Consider the following 25,607-nt stretch of genomic DNA (forward strand, 5'->3'; position numbering starts at 1 on the left):
CGCCGCCCGCATGACGCGCCACTTGGCAGAACCAACAAAGAGCCCTGTCCTCGCTGGTCAACCGCGATTTTAACCTCTTCTTGGCGCCCGACCCGCCGACCGGCGTGAGTCATGTCTCTCAGCCCGGTCGGCGGGCGCCCGGGAGGCTCAGTGTTGACGTGCCTCCGCCATGCGCTGTTCGGCGATCCGGTCGGCCGCGGCGGCCGGCGGAATGCCGTCTTCCTTCGCACGAGCGAATATGGCCAGCGTGGTGTCGAAGATCTTCGAGGCCTTCGCCTTGCAGCGGTCGAAGTCGAAGCCGTGGAGCTCGTCGGCCACCTGGATCACGCCACCCGCGTTCACGACGTAGTCGGGTGCGTACAGGATCGCGCGGTCCGCGAGGTCCTTCTCCACACCCGGGTGCGCGAGCTGGTTGTTGGCCGCGCCGCACACCACCTTCGCGGTGAGCACGGGCACGCTCTCGTCGTTCAGGGCGCCGCCCAGCGCGCACGGGGCGTAGATGTCGAGCCCCTCGGTGCGGATCAGCGCCTCGGTGTCGGCGGCGACGGTGACCTGGGGGTGCAGGTCGGTGATGGTGCGTACCGACTCCTCGCGCACGTCCGTGATCACGACCTCGGCGCCGTCCGAGAGCAGGTGCCCGACGAGGTGGCGGCCGACCTTGCCGACGCCCGCGACGCCGACCTTGCGGCCGCGCAGCGTCGGGTCGCCCCACAGGTGCTGGGCCGAGGCCCGCATGCCCTGGAACACGCCGAACGCGGTCAGCACGGACGAGTCGCCCGCGCCGCCGTTCTCGGGGGAGCGGCCGGTCGTCCACTGGCAGGTGCGCGCCACGACGTCCATGTCGGCGACGTAGGTGCCGACGTCGCAGGCCGTGACGTAGCGCCCGCCGAGCGAGGCCACGAACCGGCCGTAGGCGAGCAGGAGTTCTTCGGTCTTGATCGTCTCGGGATCACCGATGATCACGGCCTTGCCGCCGCCGTGGTCAAGGCCGGCCATGGCGTTCTTGTACGACATTCCGCGCGACAGGTTGAGGGCGTCGGCGACGGCCTCCGCCTCGGTCGCGTACGGGTAGAAGCGCGTACCGCCCAGGGCCGGGCCCAGGGCGGTGGAGTGGATGGCGATGACGGCTCTGAGCCCGGTGGCTCGGTCCTGGCACAGCACGACCTGCTCGTGTCCGCCCTGGTCGGAGCGGAAGAGGGTGTGCAGTACGTCATCGGCTCCGGTCACATCGGTCACGGTGGTGACTCCCAAGTACGAAGCGGCGGTTGACGGCCCGCCTGTGGGTGGGGCGGGCCCGGTTGGGGAGCAGGTTAAGTCCTACGCGCCCGTAGATCAGGCGCAGTGCTCAGGATCACCCCCGTCAGGAGCACAGGGGGGCGTGCCCGTGGGACGATGCGGGACATGGCGGTGGTGTCCTCGGTGCTCGTTCCGTATGCGTCCTACCTGCGGGTGTACGAGCCCCTTGCCGCCTTCCCCGAACCCGAGCGTGGCCACTGGCAGCGCTACGCCGAGCGCGGGCGCACCCCAGGTGCCCAGGACGAACTCCGGCGCGCGCTGGCCGACTTGGTGCCCACCCCGCCCGTCCCGGTGCCGGTGCACGAGAGCGGGGACGCGTTCGTGGCCGAGGTCGACGGGGTGGTGTGCGTGTGCCCCTGGCGGACCCGGCTGCGCGGCTGGCAGGCCCTGGAAGGGCTCGCGGGCCAGTTCCCCGAGCCGGTCCTGGACGCGCTGCTGCCTCCGGTGGTGCGCAGGCAGGCCGAGGCGGACTACGAGCACTGGCGGGAGCGGAATCCGGACGCCCGGCCGTGGATCCTGACGAGTGTCTGGCACATCCCTGTGAGCTGGTTCACAGTCTTTTCGGACGAAGAGCGGGAGTATGCACCGGGTGAGGGTGCGACCGCACCCGTGCTGCGCTACCGCACCCCGATGGTCCAGGCCCGCCGTCGTCTCGCGAGGGCGCTGCGGACGCTGCGGGACCACATCGACGAGGGGCCGCTGACCGAGGGCCTGGTGGACGTCGGGCGCTGGCTGGAGGAATTCCATCCGCGCTCGCTGGTCGAGCTGGACTACGGCGGCCTCGTGCACGCGCTCTCGCGGGACAGCCTGGAGGCGGACCGTTCGGCGGCCGACGTGGCCGAGGGGATCGCCGCGCTGCGGGCCGGCGACGACACCGGCGCGGAGGAGGCGTACGGCCGCTTCACGGAGCGCTGGCGGGCCGTCAAGGAACGCCGGATGGCCAACTGAGGTCGCCCGGCCGGTTCTGAGGAGCCGTCGGGGGGCCGTAGGAGGGTCTTCATGAGGCCATCCGTGGGATCTTCGTGCGGCCTTCGGGGGGTCTTGGAGCGGCCTTCGGAGGGTCTTCGGGGGGTTGCCGCAGGACGTAGGTCCTGATCCGGGCCTTTGCCCTAAGCGTGACGGACCGCACTTATCTCACCCTTGCGCCCAGACCCCACCCTCGTGCCAAAATAGGACAAGGGGTCCGGGGAGGATCCCTTCCGCCCAACTAAGGGCGGATTGCTCGGTATTGCTTGCTATGGGGGGTCTGACGACTCCTGATCGCTCTGTGACTGATCGTCACTGTGGCGTGACTGTCCGCTATGGCATGGTCCATCGGCTTCCGTCGCTGATGAACACCTGGGAGGGCAATTCCATCGGTTTGGCCGACGTGGCTGGACGGATGGTGTAGTTGTAGTGCCGAGGACAAGCCGTTCGTCCTATAACCGACTCGGCTCGCGTCCGCCATTTCGGGCAACGCGGGTCAAGGTGCAGAATTTAGAGGAAAGAACCGAGAAGGTTCGGTTCTCCCGAGGAGGCCGCTCATGACCGCTCGCACCCCTGATGCCGAGCCGCTGCTGACCCCGGCTGAGGTTGCCACGATGTTCCGCGTGGACCCGAAGACGGTGACCCGCTGGGCCAAGGCCGGCAAGCTCACGTCCATCCGCACGTTGGGTGGGCATCGCCGGTACCGCGAGGCAGAGGTCCGCGCACTGCTGGCGGGTATTCCGCAGCAGCGCAGCGAGGCCTGAACAACACCCCAATAATCCGGACCATCCGGGGCCCCCACCCCGACCCGGTCCGCCTATAGCTCCGCATGACGCCCAGCCCGCCCCAACGGGCTGCGTCATTGATCGCGCTGGACTCCGCCGGGTCCAGCGCGATTTTTTTATGTCCGGCCTTGTCCGGCACTTCCGGCAGCTCCCCGGGGCCTCGTGCGGCCGCTCCGGAGGGGGGCCTTCCGCCGGCTCCGTGGCACCACCATCCGGGGTGGTGCAATTGTACATATTAAATCGGGGCGTTGTATGGGGTGCGTAAGTTCAGTCGTTCCGGAAACTCATTCCGTGACTCCCGTCACACCGTCAAGAGTCCCGCAGTCAGAGCCTCCCACCCCGGCGGCGGCCACCGGCCCGCCATAGGTCACCGGTTGGGGGGACTTTCGTCCTCGGGTCGCGCGGGCTCGGCGACCTCCATGGCGAGCCTCAGGAGCCGGTGGCAGACCGCGCAGTGACGGGTGAGGTGGCGGTAGCCCAGAGCGGCCGACAGATGGGCACGCAGCAGCGCACGCGTCTCGTGCCTCGACGACGCCGCCATGCGCCACCTCCTCGGGGAGCGCCCCCGTTCCCCTCCCTTGCAGGGGTACCGGCGGCAGGTGCCCCCGTCAAGACGGCGAGAAGGCCCGGATCCTGGGGGATCCGGGCCACAAGGAACGCCTGAGCTCGCATGGGGGGGGCATCCGGGCCCGGGGCGCTGGGGACGAGCGGGGAGCCCCGGCGCGGGGCTCGGGCCCGGAAAACGCCGGAGCCCGCATCCGGTGAAGGGTGCGAGCTCGGAAGTGGCGGCGGTCCTGAGGGGATTTGCTGTGTCCGTTCGCGGCTCCGCCGCGGGGCGCGGCCTCCCGGGGGGCCGCACCCGACAAACGCCGGAGCCCGCATCCGGTGAGGGATGCGGGCTCCGATTTGCTGCGGTCCTGACGGGATTTGAACCCGCGGCCTCCACCTTGACAGGGTGGCGAGCACTCCAAACTGCTCCACAGGACCTTGTTTCGCAGCCCGTTGGCGCTTGGCTGCGAAACAGACTGTACAGCAGGTCAGCGGGTCAGGTCGAACTCACTCACAGCGATACCCGCGCTACGGCGCCGCCGCGTCGATGGCCTTCACGATGCGCTTGTCGGAGACCGGGAACGCCGTGCCGAGCGCGTGCGCGAAGTAGCTCACCCGGAGCTCCTCGATCATCCAGCGGATGTCCAGGACCTGCTGCGGAACGGGCCGCCCCTGCGGCAGCTGTTCGAGCAGCCACGCGTATTCGTCCTGCATCTCGTGGACCTTCTCCATGCGCGTGGTGTCGCGCTGGACGGCCGTCGGCATCTGCTGGAGCCGACGGTCCACCGCGACCAGGTAGCGCATCAGGTCGGGCAGCCGCTTGAGGCCGGTCTTCGTGACGAAGCCGGGCGGCACGAGGGCCGCCAGCTGGTTCCGTACGTCCGTGACGTTGTTGACCAGGGTCAGGCTGTTCGTGGCCTTCAGGCGGCGCTCACAGGCCTGCCAGGCGGCCAGGATCTGCTGCACCTGGCCGACCGTGCGCACCGTCGCGTCCACCAGGTCCGCCCGCACCTTGTCGTACAGCTTGCGGAACGATTCCTCGTCCCACGCCGGGCCGCCGTGGTCCGCGATCAGTTTGTCCGCGGCCGCCATGGCGCAGTCGTCGAAGAGCGCCTGGATCGAGCCGTGCGGATTGCGGGACAGGGCGAGCTTCTGCTGGTTGGTCAGCTTGTCCGAGGCGAACTTGGCCGGGTTCACCGGAATGTTCAGCAGGATCAGCTTCCGGGTGCCGCGCCACATCGCCTGCTGCTGCTCGGCCTCGGTGTCGAAGAGCCGTACGGAGACGGAATCGCCCGCGTCCACGAGCGCCGGGAACGCCTTCACCGGCTGGCCGGCTCTGCGCGTCTCGAAGACCTTCGTCAGGGTGCCGATCGTCCAGTCCGTGAGGCCCGAGCGCTCGATGGACTCGCCCGAGGGGCCCGCGGTGGCCGCGGCGGCCTTGGAGAGGGCCTGACGGGCCTTCGGGCGCAGCTTGAGCTTGAGCGCCTCCAGGTCCTTGTCCTCGGCGAGGTTGCGGCGCCGCTCGTCGACGATCCGGAACGTGATCTTGAGGTGGTCCGGCACCCGGGACAGGTCGAAGTCGTCGGCCGTGACCGGAACACCCACCATCCGCTGGAGCTCGCGGGCCAGCGTCACCGGCAGCGGCTCCTGCAGCGGCACCGCGCGCTCCAGGAACTTCGAGGCGTAGTTCGGCGCCGGTACGTAATGGCGGCGGATCGGCTTGGGCAGGGAGCGGATCAGCTCCGTGACGACCTCTTCGCGCAGGCCCGGGATCTGCCAGTCGAAGCCCTCGTCGGTGACCTGGTTCAGGACCTGGAGCGGCACGTGCACGGTCACGCCGTCCGCGTCCGCGCCCGGCTCGAACTGGTAGGTCACCCGGAACTTCAGCGGGCCCTGGCGCCAGGAGTCCGGATAGTCGTCCTTGGTGACGGCCCCGGCCTTCTCGTTGATGAGCATCTCGCGCTCGAAATCGAGGAGTTCGGGCTCGTCGCGCCGCTTGTGCTTCCACCAGGAGTCGAAGTGCGCGCCGGACACGACGTGTTCGGGCACCCGCTGGTCGTAGAAGTCGTACAGCGTCTCGTCGTCCACGAGGATGTCGCGGCGGCGGGCGCGGTGCTCCAACTCCTCGACCTCGGTGAGGAGTTTGCGGTTGTCCGAGAAGAACTTGTGGTGCGTGCGCCAGTCGCCCTCGACCAGCGCGTTGCGGATGAACAGCTCGCGCGAGGCCTCGGGATCGATGCGGCCGTAGTTGACCTTGCGGTTGGCCACGATCGGCACGCCGTACAGCGTCACGCGCTCGTACGCCATGACCGCGGCCTGGTCCTTCTCCCAGTGCGGCTCGCTGTAGGTGCGCTTGACCAGGTGCTGGGCGAGCGGCTCGATCCACTCGGGCTCGACCTTGGCGTTGACCCGGGCCCACAGCCGGGACGTCTCCACCAGCTCCGCCGACATCACGAGCTTGGGCTGCTTCTTGAACAGCGCCGAGCCCGGGAAGATCGCGAACTTGGCGCTGCGGGCGCCGAGGTACTCGTTCTTGTCGGTGTCCTTGAGCCCGATGTGCGAGAGCAGGCCGGCCAGGAGGGAGGTGTGGACGGACTGCTCCGGCGCGTCCTCCTCGTTGAGGTGGATGCCCATGGTCTTGGCGACCGTACGCAGCTGCGAGTAGATGTCCTGCCACTCGCGGATGCGCAGGAAGTTCAGGTACTCCTGCTTGCACATCCGGCGGAAGGAGCTGGAGCCGCGCTCCTTCTGCTGCTCGCGTACGTACCGCCACAGGTTGAGGTAGGCGAGGAAGTCGGACGTCTCGTCCTTGAAGCGGGCGTGCTGCTGGTCGGCCTGGGCCTGCTTCTCGCTCGGGCGCTCGCGCGGATCCTGGATGGAGAGCGCGGCCGCGATGACCATGACCTCGCGTACGCAGCCGTTGCGGTCGGCCTCCAGGACCATGCGGGCCAGGCGCGGGTCCACGGGAAGCTGGCTCAGCTTGCGGCCCTGCTGGGTGAGGCGCTTCTTCGGATCCTTCTCCGTGGGGTCCAACGCCCCCAATTCCTGGAGGAGTTGGACGCCGTCGCGGATGTTGCGGTGGTCCGGCGGGTCGATGAACGGGAACTTCTCGATGTCGCCGAGGCCGGCCGCGGTCATCTGGAGGATGACGGAGGCGAGGTTCGTACGGAGGATCTCCGCGTCGGTGAACTCGGGCCGCGTGACGAAGTCGTCCTCGCTGTACAAGCGGATGCAGATGCCGTCGCTCGTACGGCCGCAGCGGCCCTTGCGCTGGTTGGCGCTGGCCTGGCTGACCGGCTCGATCGGCAGGCGCTGCACCTTGGTGCGGTGGCTGTAGCGCGAGATGCGGGCGGTGCCCGGGTCGATGACGTACTTGATGCCGGGGACGGTCAGCGAGGTCTCGGCGACGTTGGTCGCGAGCACGATCCGGCGGCCGCTGTGCTGCTGGAAGACGCGGTGCTGCTCGGCGTGCGAGAGGCGCGCGTAGAGGGGGAGCACCTCGGTGAACCGGAGGTTCTTCTTGATCAGCGCGTCCGCCGTGTCGCGGATCTCGCGTTCGCCGGACAGGAAGACCAGGATGTCGCCGGGGCCCTCGGACTGGAGCTCGTCCACGGCGTCGCAGATCGCGGTGATCTGGTCGCGGTCGGAATCCTCGGAGTCCTCTTCGAGCAGCGGGCGGTAACGCACCTCGACCGGATACGTACGGCCGCTGACCTCGACGATCGGGGCGTCCCCGAAGTGCCGCGAGAAGCGCTCGGGGTCGATGGTCGCCGAGGTGATGACGACCTTCAGGTCGGGGCGCTTCGGCAGCAGCTGGGCCAGATAGCCGAGCAGGAAGTCGATGTTGAGGGACCGCTCGTGGGCCTCGTCGATGATGATCGTGTCGTAGCCGCGCAGCTCGCGGTCCGTCTGGATCTCGGCGAGCAGGATGCCGTCCGTCATCAGCTTCACGAACGTGGCGTCCTGGTCGACCTGGTCGGTGAACCGGACCTTCCAGCCGACGGCCTCGCCCAGCGGAACGTTCAGTTCCTCCGCGATGCGGTCAGCGACCGTGCGGGCCGCGATCCGGCGGGGCTGGGTGTGCCCGATCATGCCGCGCAGGCCCCGGCCCAGCTCCATGCAGATCTTGGGGATCTGGGTGGTCTTGCCCGAGCCGGTCTCACCCGCGACGATCACGACCTGGTGGTCGCGTATCGCCTGAAGGATCTCGTCCTTCTTCTGGCTGACCGGGAGCTGCTCGGGGTAACTGACCTCGGGCATGCGGGCGGACCGCCGGGCGATGCGGTCGGCGGACTTCTGGGCCTCGGCGGCGATCTCGTCGAGCACGGCCTGCCGGGCCTCGGGCTTACGGATGCGGCGGGCGCCTTCGAGACGGCGGCCGAGCCGGTGGGCGTCGCGCAGCGAGGCCCCGTCGAGCAGCGTCTGGAGATCGGCGAAGGAAGTAGACATACCTGATTCAGGATCTCACCCGCCGAGGACGAGTGGCGAACGCATTTAGGCGCGCTCCCGGACCCACCCCGTACCATTTCGGGCATGCCCCGCTCCCGTGCCCCGCGCCGCCGCCTCACCGCGGTGCTGCTCATGGTGCTCGGGGTGCTCGCGGTGGCGCTGTGCGGGCCGACCCCGGCGGCTTCGGCCGCGCCCGCGGGCGCCGTGGCGAAGAAGGCATCGGCGCCCGCCTTCACGGACGGCTCGGCCGCGCCCGGCTGCAAGCAGGGTGGTCAGCACCAGGATTCCGATCCGGCGGCTCCGGTCCGGGCCCGCTCCGCCCACGACCAGGCCCCGGTCCTGGAGGACCGCGTCGCCCCCGCCGCGCTGTGCGGCCTGTACGCGGCCCACCGCAACCCGCCGGTGCGCGGCCCCACGCTCAGCGCGCCCACCCCCGTCGAACTCTCGGTGCTCAGGGTCTAGACGCCGGTCCCGCCTTCTCGCGACCGCCGTCCCCTTATCCGTACGCATTTTTCGTACGCACCGGAGTTCCGCATGCCCAAGAACACGAAGTCCAGCAAGAACAGCAAGCCGAGCAAGAGCGCCGCGAAGCCCGCCGCCACGTCCCGCAAGCCGATCCTGATCGGCATCGCCGCGGTGGCCGCCGCAGCCGTCCTCGGGATCGCCTCCTACCAGGCGACCTCCCCGGACGCGAAGCCCACCGTCAACGACTCCGCGTCCACCGCCGACCCGGCCGCCGGCGCCCACCCCGAGCTGGAGAAGCTGGCCCGCCGCGACGCCAAGGACCCGCTCGCCCAGGGCCGCGCGGACGCGCCCGTCGTCATGATCGAGTACGCCGACTTCAAGTGCTCGTACTGCGGCAAGTTCGCCCGCGACACGGAGCCCGAACTCGTGAAGAACTACGTCGACAACGGCACCCTGCGCATCGAGTGGCGCAACTTCCCGATCTTCGGTGCCGAGTCGGAGGCCGCCGCGCGCGGGGCCTGGGCGGCCGGGCAGCAGGGGAAGTTCTGGCAGTTCCACGCGGCGGCGTACGCGGAGGGCTCCAAGGAGAAGGGGTTCGGCGCGGACCGCCTGAAGGAGCTCGCCAAGGAGGCCGGCGTGCCGGACGCGGCCCGCTTCGCGACGGACCTGGACAGTGCCGCGGCCAAGGCGGCCGTGAAGAAGGACCAGGACGAGGCGTACGGCCTCGGCGCCAGCTCCACCCCCTCCTTCCTCATCAACGGCACCCCCATCGCGGGCGCCCAGCCGATGGACGCGTTCGCGCAGGCCGTCGAGGCGGCGGCGAAGGCGAAGAAGTGACCCCGAACATCGGTTACCTCGCCGCGTTCCTGGGCGGTCTGCTCGCGCTGCTCAGCCCGTGCAGCGCGCTGCTCCTGCCCGCGTTCTTCGCGTACTCGATCTCCAGCCGCACCAAGCTGCTCGCCCGCACCGGCATCTTCTACGCGGGCCTGGCCACCACCCTCGTCCCGCTGGGCGCGGCGGGCTCGTACGCGGGCCGGATCTTCTACGGCCACCGGGATCAGCTGGTGCTCTTCGGCGGCTGGCTGATCATCGCGCTCGGCGTCGCGCAGATCGTCGGCATGGGCTTCGCGAGCCGCCGCATGACGGAGCTGTCCGGGAAGATCCGCCCCACGACCGCGCTGTCCGTGTACGCCCTGGGCGCGGTCTACGGCCTCGCCGGGTTCTGCGCGGGCCCCATCCTGGGGAGTGTCCTGACGGTGGCGGCGGTGAGCGGCAGCCCGGTCTACGGCGGTCTGCTCCTCGCGGTGTACGCCCTGGGCATGGCCGTCCCGCTCTTCCTCCTGGCCCTGCTCTGGGAGCGCTTCGAACTGGGCGGCCGCAAATGGCTGCGCGGCAGGGTGCTGAAGGTGGGTCGCTTCGAACTCCACACGACGTCCTTGCTGTCGGGCTTGTTCTTCATCGCCCTGGGCGCGCTGTTCCTGGCGTACGACGGGGCGACGGCGTTGCCGGGGCTGCTGGATGTGGACGACTCGTACGCGGTGGAGGAGTGGACGAAGGGGATCGCGGACGCGGTGCCGGACTGGGCCCTGTTGACCGTGGTGGCCGCGCTGGTGGCGGTCGTCCTGGGCGTACGGGGCTGGCGGGCGCGCTCCCGGGAGCCGGAGGAAACCTGAGTCGAGGGGAGGGGCCCGCTGAGGGGCGGGCCCCGGCCGGGCACGTCCTGGACACGACGAAGGCCCCGTTCGATGAACGGGGCCTTCGGGTGGTGGCTGGGGCCGGGGTCGAACCGGCGACCTATCGCTTTTCAGGCGATCGCTCGTACCAACTGAGCTACCCAGCCACGTAGTCCACCGAAGTGAACTACAGCGGTCCTGACGGGATTTGAACCCGCGGCCTCCACCTTGACAGGGTGGCGAGCACTCCAAACTGCTCCACAGGACCAAGCTTGCGCGAGAACAAGTCTCGCACAGGATTGTGCGTGCCCCCAACGGGATTCGAACCCGTGCTACCGCCTTGAAAGGGCGGCGTCCTGGGCCACTAGACGATGAGGGCTAATTGGCCCGCCTGGGCGCTTCGCAGCGCGTCGGGGACGTGAGAAGCATATGGGATGCGGGGAGGTATCGCCAAAACGGTTTCCCGGGAGGTCACCGGGGCGTGGGCAGATGGCGGCTCACCTCGGCCGTGGTCAGGCCCAGGCCGCCCAGGGTCACCTCGTCCCAGGCCTGGAGGTGGTGGGTGCCGCTGTCCAGGTAGAGGACCGAGGCGCGGACCTGCTCCGGTTCCTTGTTCTGCAGCGCGCGCAGGCCTCCGCCGCCCGTGGAGCCCTCCACCTTCAGGCGGGTGCCCAGCTTCATGACCTCCGTCTCGCGGCGGTGGAGGTGGCCGGCGAGGGCCAGCGGGACCGTGCCGTCGGTCTCGCGCGCGGCGGCCGGCTCGTGGGTGACGGCGATGTCGGCCGGGGTGCCCGCGCGGGCCTGGGCGCGGAGGGCGGCGGCGAGCCGGCTCCCTGCCGTGCGTTCGGCACCGTCGGGATCGGTGTCCGCCGTCGAGCGGTCCGGGGTGAACTCGGGGTCGCCCATCCCCGCGATGCGTACGCCCGCGATCGTGACGGTCCGCCCGTCGTCCAGGACGTGCGCGTTCTTCAGCCCGGCGACGTAGCGCTGGGTCTCCGCCGAGTCGTGGTTGCCGCGCACCCAGACGTACGGGGCGCCGAGGTCGGGGATCGCGTCCAGGAAGCGGTTCTCGGCGGTGCTGCCGTGGTCCATGGTGTCGCCGGAGTCGATGATCACGTCGATCCGGTACTGGGTGACGAGCGAGGCGATGATGTGCCACGCGGCCGGGTTGAGGTGGATGTCGGAGACGTGCAGGACGCGCAGGGTGGCCGGGTCCGGCTGGTAGGCGGGGAGGGTGGAGGCGGCGTCGTACAGCTTGGTGACGTTGGTGACGAGCTTCGCCAACTCCTGCTGGTAGACGCCGAATTCGGTCACGATCGAGCGTGCGTTGCCGACGACCTGCGGGGCCGAGGTGAGCAGCCCCGAGTACTTCGGCTCCATCACCGACTCCGGGTTCCAGGTCGCGTACGCGGACAGGCCGCACGCGGCGAGCAGGGCGAGGGAGAGGCCGCCGGCGGCCAGGGCGCGGCGGGGGCGGCGGTACACGGCCAGGCCGAGCGCCGTCGCGCCGGAGACGACCGCGACGCAGGAGCGCAGCGCCACGTCCCGGGTGCCGTGGCCGACGTCGCGGGTGATCTCCTGCTGGAGGCCGGAGATCCGCTCGGGGTGGCTGACCAGGGCCTGGGCGCGGTCGGGGTCGAGCCGGTCGACGTCGACGTCCAGGCGGAGCGGCGCCAGGTGGGAGCGCAGTTCGAGGGCGCCGAGCGGCGACACGTTGATCTTGGTGCCGCCGGTCAGGGAGGGCCGCAGGGTCATGGTGGTGTCCATGGGACCCACCGGGGTGCGTACGTTGCCGACGACGAGGAGCCCGAGCCAGGCGCCGATCAGTACGACGCAGCACAGGCCCGCCGCCCGTGCCAGGGCCTGACGGCTCGCGGACATGGCTCGCATTGGGGCCATATGCCCCCGCGGGCAGGTCGGTATGCCGATGCGTGACCGACAATGGCCGGGTGCTGGAGATGACGCGCGAGGAGTTCGAGGAACTGGTCGGCGAGGCGCTGGACCGGATCCCGCCGGAGCTGACGCGGCTGATGGACAACGTCGCGGTGTTCGTCGAGGACGAGCCGGCCGCCGACGACCCCGAGCTGCTCGGCCTCTACGAGGGAACCCCGCTCACCGACCGCGGCGAGTGGTACGCCGGAGTGCTCCCGGACCGGATCACCATCTACCGGGGCCCCACGCTGCGGATGTGCGCGACGCGCGAGGAGGTCGTCGCCGAGACGGAAGTGACGGTGGTTCACGAGATCGCCCATCACTTCGGCATCGACGACGAGCGGCTGCACGCCCTCGGCTACGGGTGAGACGCGAAGAGCTGCTTGTGCTCGGGTGAGGGCGAGTCCGTGCGCGGCGGTGCGGCCGCCCGGCCCCCTCGGGGCGCGCTCGGACGGATGTCGGGCGCAAGCCGGGTGCGGCCCGGGCGTGTCCCCGGCGGGGGGCCGGGAGTTGGAATCTACGTCCCCATCGCTCCTGTGTTCCGGAGGTGCCCCTGTGCGCCAGTTGACCACCCCTGTCCGCCTGGCCGAGCTGGCGGTGACCGTCCTGGTGCTCACGGCGTCGGCCGGCTGCATGAGCGTGAGCGACAACCGGGGCGGGCCGAAGCCGTCGGTGTCCGCCGGGCGGCACGGGGACGCGGCCGGGACCGAGGAGGGCAAGGGCGGGCAGGGCGCGGCCAGGGGGCGTACCGGCAAGCACGACCCGAAGGCGCCGGGCGGTCCTTCCGGGGCGCCGAGCCCGAGCGGGTCGTCGTCCGGGTCGTCCGGGGCGCCGGGGGCGGCGGCCACGCCCTCGCCGGGCGTCCCGAAGCCGGGCGGCGGTCCGGGCCCGGCCAAGCCTCCGCAGGGCGGCCCCCCGCGGCCCTCCCCGTCGCCGAGCCGTCCGGTGCCGCCGGAGCCGCCCGCCTCGCCGTCGCCGACCCCGGTGCCGCCGACCCCGCCGGCCTCGCCGTCGACGACTCCGGGAGCCGACACGCACACCACCGCGCTGCGCGGCATTCAGGCTCCGTTCCAGCAGGAGCCGACCGCATCACCGCAGGTGGGACCGGTTTAGGGGGACTCGGTTTGCCTTAGGGGGGTGAGGGTGCGTATGGTAGTAGATCGTTTGATCCCATTGCCCGGCGCCGACACAGAAGAGCGCCGTGTGGCGCGTACTCTCCCTAGCCGTGGCTGACCGCATTGAGGCGGTCGAATTGCGAATTCACGGAGTTGACGGGCGCGTGCCGAGACTCCGGAAGGTTTCGCATTTCGCATGTCCATTTCCAGCACTGATCACTCCGTCCTGCCCGAGAACGAGAACAACGACTCCATCGCGACCCGTGAGAACGACGTCGTCGAGGCCGTAGCGGCCACCGACGTCATCGAGGTCGTGGAGATCGTCGAGTCCGAGGCGGACGAGAACACCGAGCCCACCGTCACCTTCGCGGACCTCGGTCTGCCCGAGGGCGTCGTGCGCAAGCTCGCCCAGAACGGGGTGACCACCCCCTTCCCGATCCAGGCCGCGACCATCCCGGACGCCCTGGCCGGCAAGGACATCCTCGGCCGTGGCCGTACCGGCTCCGGCAAGACCCTCTCCTTCGGTCTGCCCACCCTGGCCGCGCTGGCCGGCGGGCACACCGAGAAGAAGAAGCCCCGCGCGATCATCCTCACGCCGACGCGTGAGCTCGCGATGCAGGTCGCGGACGCCCTCCAGCCGTACGGCGACGTGCTCGGCCTGAAGATGAAGGTCGTCTGCGGCGGTACGTCGATGAGCAACCAGATCTACGCCCTGGAGCGCGGCGTCGACGTCCTCGTCGCCACCCCGGGCCGTCTGCGCGACCTCATCAACCGCGGCGCCTGCTCGCTCGCCAACGTCCAGGTCGCCGTCCTCGACGAGGCCGACCAGATGTCCGACCTGGGCTTCCTGCCCGAGGTCACCGAGCTGCTCGACCAGATCCCCGGCGGCGGCCAGCGCATGCTCTTCTCCGCCACCATGGAGAACGAGATCTCCACCCTGGTCAAGCGCTACCTGACGAACCCCGTCACGCACGAGGTCGACAGCGCGCAGGGCAACGTCTCGACGATGACCCACCACGTCCTGGTCGTGAAGCCGAAGGACAAGGCGCCGGTCACGGCCGCCATCGCCGCCCGCAAGGGCCGCACGATCATCTTCGTCCGCACCCAGCTGGGCGCGGACCGCATCGCCGAGCAGCTCTGCGAGTCGGGCGTGAAGGCCGACGCGCTGCACGGCGGCATGACCCAGGGCGCCCGCACCCGCGTCCTGGAGGACTTCAAGAAGGGCTACGTCAACGCGCTCGTCGCGACCGACGTCGCCGCGCGTGGCATCCACGTCGACGGCATCGACCTGGTCCTCAACGTGGACCCGGCCGGTGACCACAAGGACTACCTGCACCGCTCGGGCCGTACCGCCCGCGCCGGCAAGTCCGGTGTCGTCGTCTCCCTGTCGCTGCCGCACCAGCGCCGCCAGATCTTCCGGCTGATGGAGGACGCGGGCGTCGACGCCTCGCGCCACATCATCCAGAGCGCCGGCGCGTTCGACCCGGAGGTCGCCGAGATCACCGGCGCCCGTTCGCTGACCGAGGTCCAGGCCGACTCCGCGAACAACGCGGCCAAGCAGGCCGAGCGCGAGGTCGCCGACCTCACCAAGCAGTTGGAGCGGCTGACGCGCCGGGCCGGTGAGCTCCGCGAGGAGGCCGACCGCCTGGTCGCCCGTGCCGCCCGCGAGCGCGGCGAGGACCCGGAGGCCGCGGTCGCCGAGGTCGCGGCCGAAGCCGAGGCCGAGGTCGCGGCTGCTGCCGCCGCCGCTGCCGTGCCGGTCCAGCAGGAGTCCCGCGAGGACCGCGGTGGCTTCCAGCGCCGTGACGACCGGGGCAACTTCGACCGCCGTGACAACCGTGGCGGCGACCGCGGCGGCGACCGTGGCGGCTTCCGCCGTGACGACCGCCCCTCGGGTGGTTTCCAGCGCCGTGACGACCGTCCCTCCGGCGGCTTCCGTCGCGACGACCGTCCCTCGGGTGGTTTCCGTCGCGATGACCGCCCGTCGGGTGGCTTCAACCGTGACGACCGCGGTGGTGACCGTGGCGGCTTCCGCCGTGACGACCGTCCCTCGGGTGGTTTCCGTCGCGATGACCGCCCGTCGGGTGGCTTCAACCGCGATGACCGCGGTGGTGACCGTGGCGGCTTCCGCCGTGACGACCGTCCCTCGGGTGGTTTCCGTCGCGATGACCGCCCGTCGGGTGGCTTCAACCGCGATGACCGCGGTGGCGACCGTGGCGGCTTCAACCGCGGCGGCAGCGACCGTCCGTTCAACCGCGACCGTCGGGACGACCGTCCCTCCGGTGGCGGCTTCCGCTCCGGCGGCCACGACCGCCCGCAGGGCCGCCGTGACGACCACCGCGGTACCGGCACCAACACCGGTTCCTTCGGCGGCCGCCGCGACGACAAGCCCCGCTGGAAGCGCAACGGCTGACGCCTCTGCCTGACGGCCCATCAGGGCCCGTACGACACCTTTCCGGTGTGGTGCGGGCCCTGTTTGCGTATGGCCTGCCTCCGGCGGAGCAAGGGTGGTTGAACGGGTTCGAATCCGGTTGCCGGTTCCTGTGAGTCCCCTGTTAGGGTCGTGGTGTTCTGGGGGGTTTGGGAAGCCGGGGGGCTTTTCTCCGCGTACCGACGGTGCCGGACGCACGCAGCGTTCTCCCCTGCCTCGAAGGGTTCTGGGGAGTACCGACGTGAGACGTCAGACCTTGTTCCGTGTCGCGGTCGCGGCGGCCGCCACGATCGGCCTGACCGCGGCCGTCACGCCGCTGACCGCCGGAGCGGCCTTCGCCGCCGACACTCCGACCGAGGTGACGATCCCCGCCGAGCAGCGGCCGGACCACAACGCGGCGGTCCTGAACGGCGCGGGCGAGACCGGATACCTGTCCGGCTGGAAGCAGGACGGCTTCAACTGGACTACGTACGCCGACGGCGTCACCAGGCCGCTCGCGATGCCGAACGGCATGACGGTGGCGTACGGCACCGGCTCCGACTGGCTCGCGTTCACCGGTGACGACGGGCGCACCGTGGTCCAGCGGAACATGAAGAACGGCGCGACGCGGAGCCTGACCGTCCCGCCGGACCAGAACTTCCTCGCCGTCGTCGGCGAGACCGTCATGACCGAGCAGATCGGCATGTCCGGCCATTCCGTGCACCGGCTGTCCTTTCGCGACGGGATCCGGGACGAGTACGTCGGCGGAGCCCAGTCCGAGGACGTCCTGCCGCTCGACTCCGACCAGGACGGCCTCCTCTTCACCGCCAAGTACGGCGACTTCGGCTGGGTGGAGTGGGCGCCCGCCAACGGCTACGGAGGCAGCACCCGCCTCGACGACGTCCCCTACGGCACCGTCCTCAGCGGCTCGCACATCGCCCAGTGGCACGACGACGGCCGGATGACCGTCTGGAACAAGGCGGACATCACCAAGACGGCCCAGAAGGGCGACCCCGGCCTCAAGCCGGCCTTCGACTTCAAGGTCCCGCGCACCGACGGGGCGCGGGTGCTCGGCACGGTCGGTGACAACGTCGTGCTGGCCCGCCGGATCGCGGCGGACGGCGGCACCACGTACTCCTCGCTCAACTACCGCCTCGTAGCAGTGCCGTTCGGCGGCGGTCCGGAGCGGGAGATCTTCGCCAGGTCCACGGCGATGCCGCAGTTCAAGACGGACGGGACGATGCTGATCGCCCGGGTCGCGGACGGCAGGCAGGCCGTCGTGGCGGTCGGGGCGCCGGGCGCCGACGGCACGTTCGCGGTGACCGAGGTCGCGCCCGCGCCGCTGGTGCGGACCGCCACCCGGGGAATGTCCCTCGCGCAGGGCCGGCTGAGCACCCTCGACCACGTGCCGGCCGACGACGGACGCCCCGTCCGGCTGCGCGGAACCGACCTCACGGTCTCCGGCACGCCGAAGGCAGGCGAGCGCGTCGAACGCGGCACGGATGCGAAGACCTTCGCGAAGGACTGCGCCGACGACAGCTGCCCCGCGATCAAGCCCACGGGCGACGGACGCCTCGTGTACCGGGCGGACGACGGCCTGCGGGTGCTCGACGAGGGCGCGTCGCTGCCCGGCAGGACCGTGGCCGACCGGAGCTGGTTCGGCTCGCTGGGCCCGCTCGAGGTCTCGGGGCGGTACACGGCCACGATCGGCAACCTCGCCCTGCGGGTGCTCGACCTCGACACCGGCAAGACGGTCTACAGCGGCCACAGCTCCAACGACGCCTACGCCCTGAACGGCTCCACCCTCTGGGCGGAGACCGCGACCGGCTCCGCCGAAGCCCTCGACGTGCGGACCGGCAAGACCCTCGCCACCGCCAAGGTGAGCGACTGCGACATCACCTCCCTCCAGGCCAACGGCACCAACCTCCTGTGGGAGTGCGGGAGTTCGGCCTCCGGCGTGTACGACACCGCCGCCAAGCGGAACGTCGCGCTGCCCGCGCACCAGAGCGCCCGGCTCGGCGACGGGTACGTGGCGTGGCAGCAGGGCGGCGTGCTGAGCGTCACCGATGTGCGGGGCGCCTCGGGCACGCGCGCGCTGGGCACGCCCAAGCCGGGCGAGCCGGGCAAGGGCTGGGCCGTGGACCGGTTCGGCGGGCCGGTCGCGTACACCGATGCCGAGGAGGCCGTCCACGTCGTCCCGACCGGCATCCCCACCTCCGCCCTGAGCGTGCTCGACACGGACACGCCCGCTCGCGCGAACGCCAACTCCGGCCCCTGGGCGCCCCGTTGGTGGCTCAACAAGCCCGCGGCCTCCTGGCAGCTCACGCTCAAGAACGGCGCGGGCGCGACCGTCCGCACCCTCACCGGCGGCGAGGCGCGCGGGCTCGTGAAGCCCACCTGGGACGGGAAGGCGGACGGCGGGCAGTACGCCACCAACGGCGCCTACGCCTGGACGCTGACCGTGACCCCGGCCGACGGGCAGGGCGCGGCCCTCACCCGGACCGGGACGGTCGGCCTGACCGGCGGCGCCCCCGTCGCGCGGGACTTCGTCGGCGCGGGCGGCCCCGACGGCCGCGCCGACCTCCTCGCGCTCACCCCGTCCGGCCGCTTCGACCTGCGCACCGGACCCGGCGTCACGGGCGAGGCGCAGGCGCAGGGCGAGGGCTGGACCGGGGCGAACGCGCTGACCGCCGCGATCCCGTACCGGGACGTGAACGGCGACCGGTGCAACGACGTCCTGGTGCGGATGGCGAGCGGCGAGCTGCGCGCGTACACCCCCGCCTGCGGGGCCCCGCTGACGCCGTCGACGGCGTACCAGAGCCTCGGGCGCGGCTGGAACGCGTACGACACCCTGGTCTCGCCCGGTGACGTGGACGGCGACGGCCGCGCGGACCTGGTGGCCCGCACGTCCGGTGGCGACCTCTACGTCTACTCCGACAACGGCGCCCTCGGCTTCAAGGAGCCGGTCAAGGCGGGCTGGGGCTGGGGCGGGCTCCTGGTCGTCGGCGCGGGCGACCTGACCGGCGACGGCAAGGGCGACCTGCTTGCCCGGGATGCCTCCGGTGTCCTGTGGACGTACCCGGGCAACGGCAGGGGCGGCTTCGCCGACCGGATCCGGCTCGGCGCCGGCTGGGGCGGCTTCGACGCCCTGGTGGGCGCGGGCGACCTCGACGGCGACGGCAGGCCCGATCTGCTGGCCCGCGAGCAGGGCGGCACGCTCTGGCTGTACCCGGGCGCGGGCAACGGCGCGTTCGGCGAGCGGAAGCTGCTCGGCGGCGGCTGGAACATGTACAAGTCGCTGTATTAACAGACAGGTTGAGCCACCGGCCGTCCGGATCCGGTCAATCCACGACCGACTGATGGCATGTCGGGCCCCCGGTGCGGGCATCACCGGGGGCATGACAAGTGACGTCGGCACCACCAGCGAGGGCGCGCCCGAGGGAGCGCCGGGGTCGGACGAGGAACGCCTGGCGCAGCTGGGCTACAAGCAGGTCCTCGCCCGCCGCATGTCGGCCTTCTCCAACTACGCCGTCTCGTTCACGATCATCTCGGTGCTCTCCGGCTGCCTGACGATGTACGCGTACGGCATGAAGACCGGCGGCCCGGCCCTCATCACGTGGAGCTGGGTCGCGGTGGGCCTGATGACGCTGGTCGTGGGCCTGGCGATGGCCGAGATCTGCTCGGCCTACCCGACCTCGGCGGGCCTCTACTTCTGGGCCCACCGTCTGGCCCCGCCCCGCCAGGCCGCCGCGTGGGCGTGGTTCACGGGCTGGTTCAACGTGCTGGGCCAGATCGCGGTGACGGCCGGCGTCGACTTCGGCGCGGCGTCGTTCCTCGGGGCGTACCTGAACCTCCAGTTCGGCTTCGAGGTGACCCCGGCCCGCACGATCCTGCTCTTCGCGGCGATCCTGCTGCTGCACGGCCTCCTGAACACGTTCGGCGTGCGCATCGTCGCCATCCTGAACAGCGTGAGCGTGTGGTGGCACGTCCTTGGCGTGGTGGCGATCGTGACGGCACTGGCGTTCGTCCCCGGCAAGCACCAGTCCACATCCTTCGTCTTCACCCGCTTCGTGAACGAGACGGGCTTCACGAACAGCGTGTACGTGGTCCTGATCGGCCTGCTGATGGCGCAGTACACCTTCACCGGGTACGACGCCTCCGCGCACATGACGGAGGAGACCCACGACGCCTCGACGGCGGGCCCGCGCGGCATCGTCCGTTCGATCTGGACGTCCTGGATAGCGGGCTTCGTCCTCCTGCTCGGCTTCACGTACGCGATCGGCTCGTACGACACCCAGCTGAACTCGGACACGGGCGCGCCCCCGGCCCAGATCCTCCTGGACTCGCTGGGAGCGACCGGCGGCAAACTCCTCCTGCTCGTGGTGATCGGCGCCCAGCTCTTCTGCGGAATGGCCTCGGTGACCGCCAACTCCCGCATGATCTACGCCTTTTCACGGGACGGCGCGCTGCCGTTCTCGCGCCTGTGGCACACGGTGAGCCCGCGTACGCGCACGCCGGTGGCAGCGGTGTGGCTGGCGGCGGGAGCGGCGCTGGCGCTGGGCCTCCCGTACCTGATCAACGTGACGGCGTACGCGGCCGTGACCTCGATCGCGGTGATCGGCCTGTACATCGCGTACGTGATCCCGACCCTGCTGCGCCTGTTCCACGGCGACGCCTTCGCGAGGGGTCCCTGGCACCTGGGCCGCTGGTCGCGCCCGATCGGCATCGCGGCGGTGGCCTGGGTGGCGGTCATCACAGTCCTGTTCATGCTGCCCCAGGTCTCCCCGGTGACCTGGGAAACCTTCAACTACGCCCCGATGGCGGTCCTGGCGGTCCTGGGCTTCGCGACGGTGTGGTGGCTGGTCTCGGCCCGTCGGTGGTTCCTGCGGCCGGTGGACGCGGGGGAGTTGCGGGAATGAGAGGTACTGGGTGATTCGACCCGCTGTGTCCCGGCCGGGAGGGGTTTCGCGGGCAGGGTGTTCGACCCGCGACGGGCCCGGCAGCCGATACCCGATCGGCTGCCGGGCGCCGTCCGGCTATGCTCGGGGGTGACTCGCCAAGGGCCATTAGCTCAATTGGCAGAGCAGCGGACTTTTAATCCGTTGGTTGTCGGTTCGAGTCCGACATGGCCTACCTTCAGCGGGGGAGGGGTTAGCCCCCTCTGACCTGCAGTCGAGCGCCCCGACCGGGATTCCGGCCGGGGCGCTCGGCCGTTGTGGGGCTGCCGGTGTCCGGCTACGGCAGGATCTCCAGCTGGACCGTGCTGTGGGTGTCCTGCGCAGGTCGAGCCGCATCGGGCCACGGCGCCGAGTTCCTCGGCAAGTTCGGTCCCCGGCGCGAGTGGCCGGTCGTTGGATTCCCGTATGGCAGAGAGCGGGCGGGCGGCGCTGCCTGTCCCGGCCGGGGTCAGGCCGAAAACCCCTGCCCCGCGGTCCGCAACCACTCCTCGAGCGCCGTGAAGTCGGCATCCGTGAGCCCTAGGCGCGGGTCAACGCGGTGGAGCAGGGTCCGGCTGCGAGCGTGCGCGGCCACCCACTCCCGGTCGACGGCGGTGATCTCGTCGTCGACCCAGGCGAAGGGCCGCCCGGCCGCGTAGTCGACGACGGCACGGGTCTTCCAGTGCAGCCCGCCCTGCTCATCGTCGTCGTACGCGTCCGGCAGGCTCAGCACCGGCAGCTGTGGCAGGCCGAGCCGTGGGGCGATGCACTCGTTCGCATCGGCCATCCACGTCGTGGCCCACACCAGCTCGCAGAAGAGCGCCGCCAGCCGGGGCCCGTACCCCGGATTCAGCCTGGCCAGGAGCGGGTTGGAGACGACCCCCCGCGGTTCGGGTGCCTGCTCGTACGTCGGATACCCGCCCGGGTGCCCGAACGGGATGAGCGGTCCGTCGACGTCGAGGAAGAGCAGCGGGCGCTGTACAGGTGCGGTCACGGCTGCACGGTAGCGGCGATGGCGGCGATCGGTTCGAGCAGGGCGAGGCAGGGGCCGGGACGGTCGATAGCGTGGGTGGGACCAGCGCGCGGTCCCGCCGTGCCCGCATCGAGGGGAAACCGTGACCGACACCGACCGCTCCTGGCGGCACCTGCTGGCCGTACTGCTGCGTGGCGAGGACCTCCGCGCGGACGATGCCCGCTGGGCCATGCGGCAGGTCATGGACGATGCCGCCGAGCCGGCCCGGTTCGCCGGGTTCCTGGTGGCGCTGCGTGCCAAGGGCGAGAGTGCCGAGGAGATCCACGGGCTGCTCGACGCACTGATGGAACGGGTTGTTCCGCTGGCCGTGGACGGGTCCGGCGTCGTCGACATCGTCGGTACCGGGGGCGACGGGGCGCACACCGTCAACGTGTCCACCATGGCCGCCGTCGTCGTCGCCGGGGCCGGGGTGCCCGTCGTCAAGCACGGTGGGCGGTCCGTCTCCAGCAAGGCCGGAGCCGCCGACGTACTGGAAGCGCTCGGGCTGCCGCTCGACCTCACCCCGGACGCCGTCGCCCGCTGCGTCCACGAGGCCGGCATCGGCTTCACCTTCGCGCCCCGCTTCCACCACGGGCTGCGCCACGCGGGGCCGGTCCGCAAGAGCCTCGGCGTGCCCACCGTCATCAACTACCTCGCCCCGCTGACCAACCCGGCACGGCCCCGTACCGCCGTGGTCGGCTGCTCCAACACGGCGCTGGCCCCCGTCCTCGCGGACGTGCTCGCGGCCCGCGGGGCCAGTGCGCTGGTCGTGCGCGGTGACGACGGTCTTGACGAGATCACCACCGCCGCTCCCACCCAGGTGTGGGTCGCCGCGGGGAAGTCCGTGCGTCAACTGCGCCTGGACACCGCCGAGTTCGGTCTTTCCCGCTGTGTGCCCGACGCGCTGCGCGGTGGCGATGCCGCCTACAACGCGCTCGCCGTCCGCCGTGTCATGGACGGCGAGACCGGGCCGGTACGCGATGCCGTCCTCGCCAACGCCGCGGGGGCGCTCGCCGCGTACCGGGGGCTGGAGGAGCGGAGCCTGGACGATGCCTTCGAGGCCGGGCTGCGCGAGGCCCGGCACTCGATCGATTCCGGGGCGGCCGCACGCACCCTCACCCGCTGGCTGGACCTCGCCCGTTCCCTGGCCCCGGACCCCCGCTGACGAGGCCGAACCTCTGTTGCCTACCGGTGACAGAGTGGAGATTGTTCCGGGTCAGGCTCTGGCAGAAGATGAGCACATCGCAGCAGCCGGGGGGAATGCAAGACCGGCGAAGCGGCGACACACCTTCGCACCACCCTTTGCACCACCCTTCGCATCACCCGAATCGTGCCGTCGCTCCGGCGCCCTGCCGCAGTCGGCCGGTCTTTCGCTGCATCTCTGCATCTCTCTGTCTTCTTCGCCGACTGCCGCTGCGCAGAACGCCCTTGTGTCTCCTTGGGGGGAGTCCACCATGTCCGCTCGCATCGCCCACCGCCTCTTCCGTCCCGCCGCCACCGCCGTTGTCGCCGCCGCCGTCGCCGGCACCGTGCTGCTGCCGATGTCGGCGCAGGCCGCCACGTCCGACGACGCCCGGCGTCCGCTGGTGATGACCATGGGGACCCCGGCGCCCAACGGGCCGCTGACCCGGGGCGGGGCGGCCGAGACGTTCGAGCTGACGGTGAGCAACCCGACGGCGAAGACGCAGGCCTTCCACCCCTGGATGCTCGGGGACGCGGCCGGCGCCAGCCCGCTGCAGAACGACGACGTCACCTTCAAGGTCGAGGCCGTGGACGCGCCCGCGACCAAGTCCTTCGTCGGGCACCAGGACGGCGGCTGGCAGGGCATGTTCTACCCGTCGGGCAAGGACCTGAGCGCCGGCTTCGACGTCCCGGCGAACGGCAGGCTGACCTGGAAGGTCACCATCGGCCTCGGCGCCGGCTACCCCACCAACGACGGCGACTTCAAGCTCACGGCGACCAGCCTCAACGGCGAGGTCGCGCAGAACCACCAGGCCTCGCACACCTTCAAGGCCGACCCGCAGATCAAGGCCGGCCGGCTGAAGACCTGGTTCGAGAAGAAGCCGGCCGACATGGGCGGTCCGACGGCGCGCCAGTACCTGGACCTGCACTACCAGGCCACCGGCGACGGCGCGTTCGCCAGCGCGCTCACCACCCGGCTCCAGCTCTCGTACGCTGGCCCCCGGGTGAAGACCCCGGCCTTCTTCGTGCAGGCGCTGATCGACGGCCGCTGGCAGGACCTGAAGGTCGACTACGACAGCGTCGTCCTGCCCGCCATCCCGAAGGGCTTCGGCTCGGACTCCGGCGTGCGCACCCTGCCGCTGCGGATCAACCTGGGAGTCAAGACCCAGATCAAGAAGGTCACCCCGATCACCGCGGAGGCCGACGTCTCGCTGGCCTCGGGCAACACCTACCCGTTCGGCGGGGCCACCGCGCAGTTCTCCCTCGGCCCGATCGACGAGGGCACCGCCCCCACCACCAAGCCGTCCACGAAGCCCACCGGCACGCCCTCCACGAAGCCCGCCGCGTCCGCCGCCGGCTCCGCGGCGCCGGTGGCGGCGGCCGGCAACGCCGACCTCACCACCACCTCCGCCACGGGCAGCCTGGCCCACACCGGGGCCGACTCCCGCACCGGCCTGTACGCGGGTGCCGCCGCGGCCCTGGTCGCGCTCGGCGGAGCGGTCGCTTGGCTGGGTGCGCGGCGCCGGCGCGGCACCTCGGCCATGTGATCAGTGCGTGTACGTCGACTGCGGGCCGTCGGTGGCCGGCCGCGCAGTTCCCCGCGCCTCTTGAGGGGCGCGGGGTAAATGGTTCGGAGCACCCCTCCGAATGGCGTACAGTTGTGTTTACCGACGCGGGGTGGAGCAGCTCGGTAGCTCGCTGGGCTCATAACCCAGAGGTCGCAGGTTCAAATCCTGTCCCCGCTACTGAACGAAGAGGCCCGGCACTTGTCATCAAGTGCCGGGCCTCTTCGCGTTCCCTCCGTCCATCGAAACGCGCCTTGACCTTTACGCATCGTCAAGATCTAGCTTGGTCGATGTGAACGGCAAGGAGTGGTCGATCCAGGAGATCGCCAAGAAGGCCGGGACGACGAGCCGCACTCTCCGCCACTACGGAGACCTCGGCCTGCTCGCCCCGAGCCGCATCGGAAGCAACGGATACCGCTACTACGACCAGAACGCCCTGGTCAGACTCCAGCGGATCCTGCTCCTGCGGGAGCTCGGGCTCTCGCTGCCGGTGATCGGCGAGCTCCTGGAGGGCGAGCGCGATCCGGCGGCCGCCCTGCGGACCCATCTGCGCCTCCTTGAACAGGAGCGCGAGCGCATCGCGCGGCAGATCGCGTCCGTGCGGACCACCCTGCACAAGACCGAGAAGGGAGAGGAGCTCATGGCGGAGGAAGTGTTCGACGGCTTCGACCACACCCGGTACGAGGAGGAGGTGAGCCGGCGCTGGGGGCGGGATGCCTACGAGAAGGGCGACCGCTGGTGGCGCTCGCTCACCGACCAGCAGAAGAAGGGGTTCCTGAAGGAGCACGAGGACATCGCCCGGGACTGGGGGCGGGCGCACGCGGCCGGTCTCGCCGTCGACGGCGACGAGGCGCAGGACATCGCGCGGCGCCATGTCGCCTGGCTGTCCACCACGGCGAGCGTCGGCAGGTCGTACGTCATCGGGCTCGGCCGGATGTACGTCGACGACCCGCGCTTCGGCGTCAACTACGACAAGCACGGCGAGGGCACCGCGGCCTTCGTGCGGGACGGCCTGACGGTGTACGCCGAGCGGCACCTCACGGACGGGCCGGACGCCGGGGGTGCGTGCGAGGAGTAGTCTCGCGTGCGCCATGAGTGAGCGTACGAGGACCGGGACACGGGTGGGGACACGGCGGAAGGTGCCTGTCGTGTTGCTGCTCGCCGTGAGCGTGCTGCTGAGCGGCTGCGAGGAGCTGGGGGAGCCCCTCCCCGTCAAGGGGGTGTCGGCCGCCGGATCCGCGGGCCCGGCGCACGGCTGCCGCCTGAATCGC

At 70.9% G+C, this 25,607-nt stretch carries 18 protein-coding genes and 6 tRNA genes; 15 read left to right on the forward strand and 9 right to left on the reverse strand.

All coding sequences use genetic code 11. The features are described from left to right. Positions 1 to 147: 147 nt before the first annotated feature. The gene (locus IE206_RS25720) at positions 148 to 1,236 is read right to left on the reverse strand and encodes a Leu/Phe/Val dehydrogenase (RefSeq protein WP_189965963.1); all 1,089 of its coding nucleotides are present in this window, start codon (positions 1,234 to 1,236) and stop codon (positions 148 to 150) included. A 165-nt stretch (positions 1,237 to 1,401) separates the two neighbouring features. Here IE206_RS25720 and IE206_RS25725 point away from each other — a divergent pair, with 165 nt between their 5' ends. Together IE206_RS25725 and bldC are read left to right on the forward strand one after the other, a co-directional pair. Continuing rightward, positions 1,402 to 2,244, forward strand: coding sequence for a DUF8083 family protein (locus tag IE206_RS25725; protein WP_189965965.1), 843 nt, complete (start codon positions 1,402 to 1,404; stop codon positions 2,242 to 2,244). A gap of 575 nt (positions 2,245 to 2,819) precedes the next feature. Then, a complete protein-coding gene (bldC, locus tag IE206_RS25730) occupies positions 2,820 to 3,026 on the forward strand; it encodes a developmental transcriptional regulator BldC (RefSeq protein WP_003949541.1) in 207 nt (68 codons plus the stop codon). A 388-nt stretch (positions 3,027 to 3,414) separates the two neighbouring features. On the opposite strand, the gene IE206_RS25735 is transcribed toward bldC, so the two are convergent. The 3 genes from IE206_RS25735 to hrpA form a co-directional block, all read right to left on the reverse strand. Beyond that, on the reverse strand, positions 3,415 to 3,588 hold the full coding sequence (locus tag IE206_RS25735) for a DUF6274 family protein (RefSeq protein WP_189965967.1): 174 nt from the start codon (positions 3,586 to 3,588) through the stop codon (positions 3,415 to 3,417). Positions 3,589 to 3,959: 371 nt separating this feature from the next. Continuing rightward, positions 3,960 to 4,034: transfer RNA gene (locus IE206_RS25740), tRNA-Asp, on the reverse strand. Between the two features lie 90 nt (positions 4,035 to 4,124). Beyond that, on the reverse strand, positions 4,125 to 8,045 hold the full coding sequence (gene hrpA, locus IE206_RS25745) for an ATP-dependent RNA helicase HrpA (RefSeq protein WP_189965969.1): 3,921 nt from the start codon (positions 8,043 to 8,045) through the stop codon (positions 4,125 to 4,127). An 84-nt stretch (positions 8,046 to 8,129) separates the two neighbouring features. On the opposite strand from hrpA, the gene IE206_RS25750 reads away from it, so the two are divergent. The 3 genes from IE206_RS25750 (at position 8,130) to IE206_RS25760 (ending at position 10,183) form a co-directional block, all read left to right on the forward strand. Beyond that, a complete protein-coding gene (locus IE206_RS25750) occupies positions 8,130 to 8,507 on the forward strand; it encodes a hypothetical protein (RefSeq protein WP_189965971.1) in 378 nt (125 codons plus the stop codon). A 72-nt stretch (positions 8,508 to 8,579) separates the two neighbouring features. Beyond that, entirely contained in the window at positions 8,580 to 9,347 is a 768-nt protein-coding gene (locus tag IE206_RS25755) for a DsbA family protein (RefSeq protein ID WP_189965973.1), read from the forward strand. Continuing rightward, positions 9,344 to 10,183, forward strand: a complete 840-nt coding sequence (locus IE206_RS25760; RefSeq protein WP_189965976.1) for a cytochrome c biogenesis CcdA family protein — start codon at positions 9,344 to 9,346, stop codon at positions 10,181 to 10,183. The genes IE206_RS25755 and IE206_RS25760 overlap by 4 nt, the downstream gene beginning before the upstream one ends. A gap of 90 nt (positions 10,184 to 10,273) precedes the next feature. Here IE206_RS25760 and IE206_RS25765 read toward each other — a convergent pair. The 4 genes from IE206_RS25765 to IE206_RS25780 all read right to left on the reverse strand — a co-directional run bounded on the left by IE206_RS25765 (position 10,274) and on the right by IE206_RS25780 (position 12,064). Further along, positions 10,274 to 10,350, reverse strand: a tRNA-Phe gene (locus IE206_RS25765). A gap of 26 nt (positions 10,351 to 10,376) precedes the next feature. Further along, positions 10,377 to 10,451: transfer RNA gene (locus IE206_RS25770), tRNA-Asp, on the reverse strand. 38 nt (positions 10,452 to 10,489) lie between these two features. Then, a tRNA-Glu gene (locus tag IE206_RS25775) sits at positions 10,490 to 10,562 on the reverse strand. A 92-nt stretch (positions 10,563 to 10,654) separates the two neighbouring features. Then, positions 10,655 to 12,064, reverse strand: a complete 1,410-nt coding sequence (locus IE206_RS25780; RefSeq protein ID WP_373300980.1) for a metallophosphoesterase family protein — start codon at positions 12,062 to 12,064, stop codon at positions 10,655 to 10,657. A 68-nt stretch (positions 12,065 to 12,132) separates the two neighbouring features. Between IE206_RS25780 and IE206_RS25785 the strand changes: the two genes are divergently transcribed. The 6 genes from IE206_RS25785 to IE206_RS25810 all read left to right on the forward strand — a co-directional run bounded on the left by IE206_RS25785 (position 12,133) and on the right by IE206_RS25810 (position 20,773). Further along, on the forward strand, positions 12,133 to 12,483 hold the full coding sequence (locus IE206_RS25785; protein WP_053725918.1) for a metallopeptidase family protein: 351 nt from the start codon (positions 12,133 to 12,135) through the stop codon (positions 12,481 to 12,483). Positions 12,484 to 12,670: 187 nt separating this feature from the next. Continuing rightward, positions 12,671 to 13,228, forward strand: a complete 558-nt coding sequence (locus IE206_RS25790; RefSeq protein ID WP_189965980.1) for a hypothetical protein — start codon at positions 12,671 to 12,673, stop codon at positions 13,226 to 13,228. A gap of 198 nt (positions 13,229 to 13,426) precedes the next feature. Then, entirely contained in the window at positions 13,427 to 15,643 is a 2,217-nt protein-coding gene (locus IE206_RS25795; protein ID WP_189965982.1) for a DEAD/DEAH box helicase, read from the forward strand. Positions 15,644 to 15,902: 259 nt separating this feature from the next. Next, a complete protein-coding gene (locus tag IE206_RS25800) occupies positions 15,903 to 18,947 on the forward strand; it encodes an FG-GAP-like repeat-containing protein (RefSeq protein WP_189965984.1) in 3,045 nt (1,014 codons plus the stop codon). Between the two features lie 91 nt (positions 18,948 to 19,038). After that, entirely contained in the window at positions 19,039 to 20,559 is a 1,521-nt protein-coding gene (locus IE206_RS25805; RefSeq protein WP_189965986.1) for an amino acid permease, read from the forward strand. 141 nt (positions 20,560 to 20,700) lie between these two features. Continuing rightward, positions 20,701 to 20,773, forward strand: a tRNA-Lys gene (locus tag IE206_RS25810). A gap of 273 nt (positions 20,774 to 21,046) precedes the next feature. Here IE206_RS25810 and IE206_RS25815 read toward each other — a convergent pair. Continuing rightward, positions 21,047 to 21,571, reverse strand: a complete 525-nt coding sequence (locus tag IE206_RS25815; protein WP_189965988.1) for an HAD domain-containing protein — start codon at positions 21,569 to 21,571, stop codon at positions 21,047 to 21,049. A 121-nt stretch (positions 21,572 to 21,692) separates the two neighbouring features. On the opposite strand from IE206_RS25815, the gene trpD reads away from it, so the two are divergent. From trpD to IE206_RS25835, 4 genes are all read left to right on the forward strand, one after another. After that, complete coding sequence (gene trpD, locus IE206_RS25820; protein ID WP_189965989.1) at positions 21,693 to 22,754, forward strand: anthranilate phosphoribosyltransferase; 1,062 nt, start codon at positions 21,693 to 21,695, stop codon at positions 22,752 to 22,754. A gap of 289 nt (positions 22,755 to 23,043) precedes the next feature. Then, positions 23,044 to 24,318 (forward strand): hypothetical protein, encoded by a 1,275-nt coding sequence (locus IE206_RS25825; RefSeq protein WP_189965991.1) that lies wholly within the window; start codon positions 23,044 to 23,046, stop codon positions 24,316 to 24,318. A gap of 124 nt (positions 24,319 to 24,442) precedes the next feature. After that, positions 24,443 to 24,516 (forward strand) — tRNA-Met (locus tag IE206_RS25830). A 112-nt stretch (positions 24,517 to 24,628) separates the two neighbouring features. Continuing rightward, complete coding sequence (locus IE206_RS25835) at positions 24,629 to 25,414, forward strand: MerR family transcriptional regulator (RefSeq protein WP_189965993.1); 786 nt, start codon at positions 24,629 to 24,631, stop codon at positions 25,412 to 25,414. The last annotated feature ends 193 nt before the right edge of the window (positions 25,415 to 25,607 follow it).

This window comes from Streptomyces violascens, from assembly GCF_014649955.1.
Lineage (GTDB): Bacteria > Actinomycetota > Actinomycetes > Streptomycetales > Streptomycetaceae > Streptomyces > Streptomyces violascens.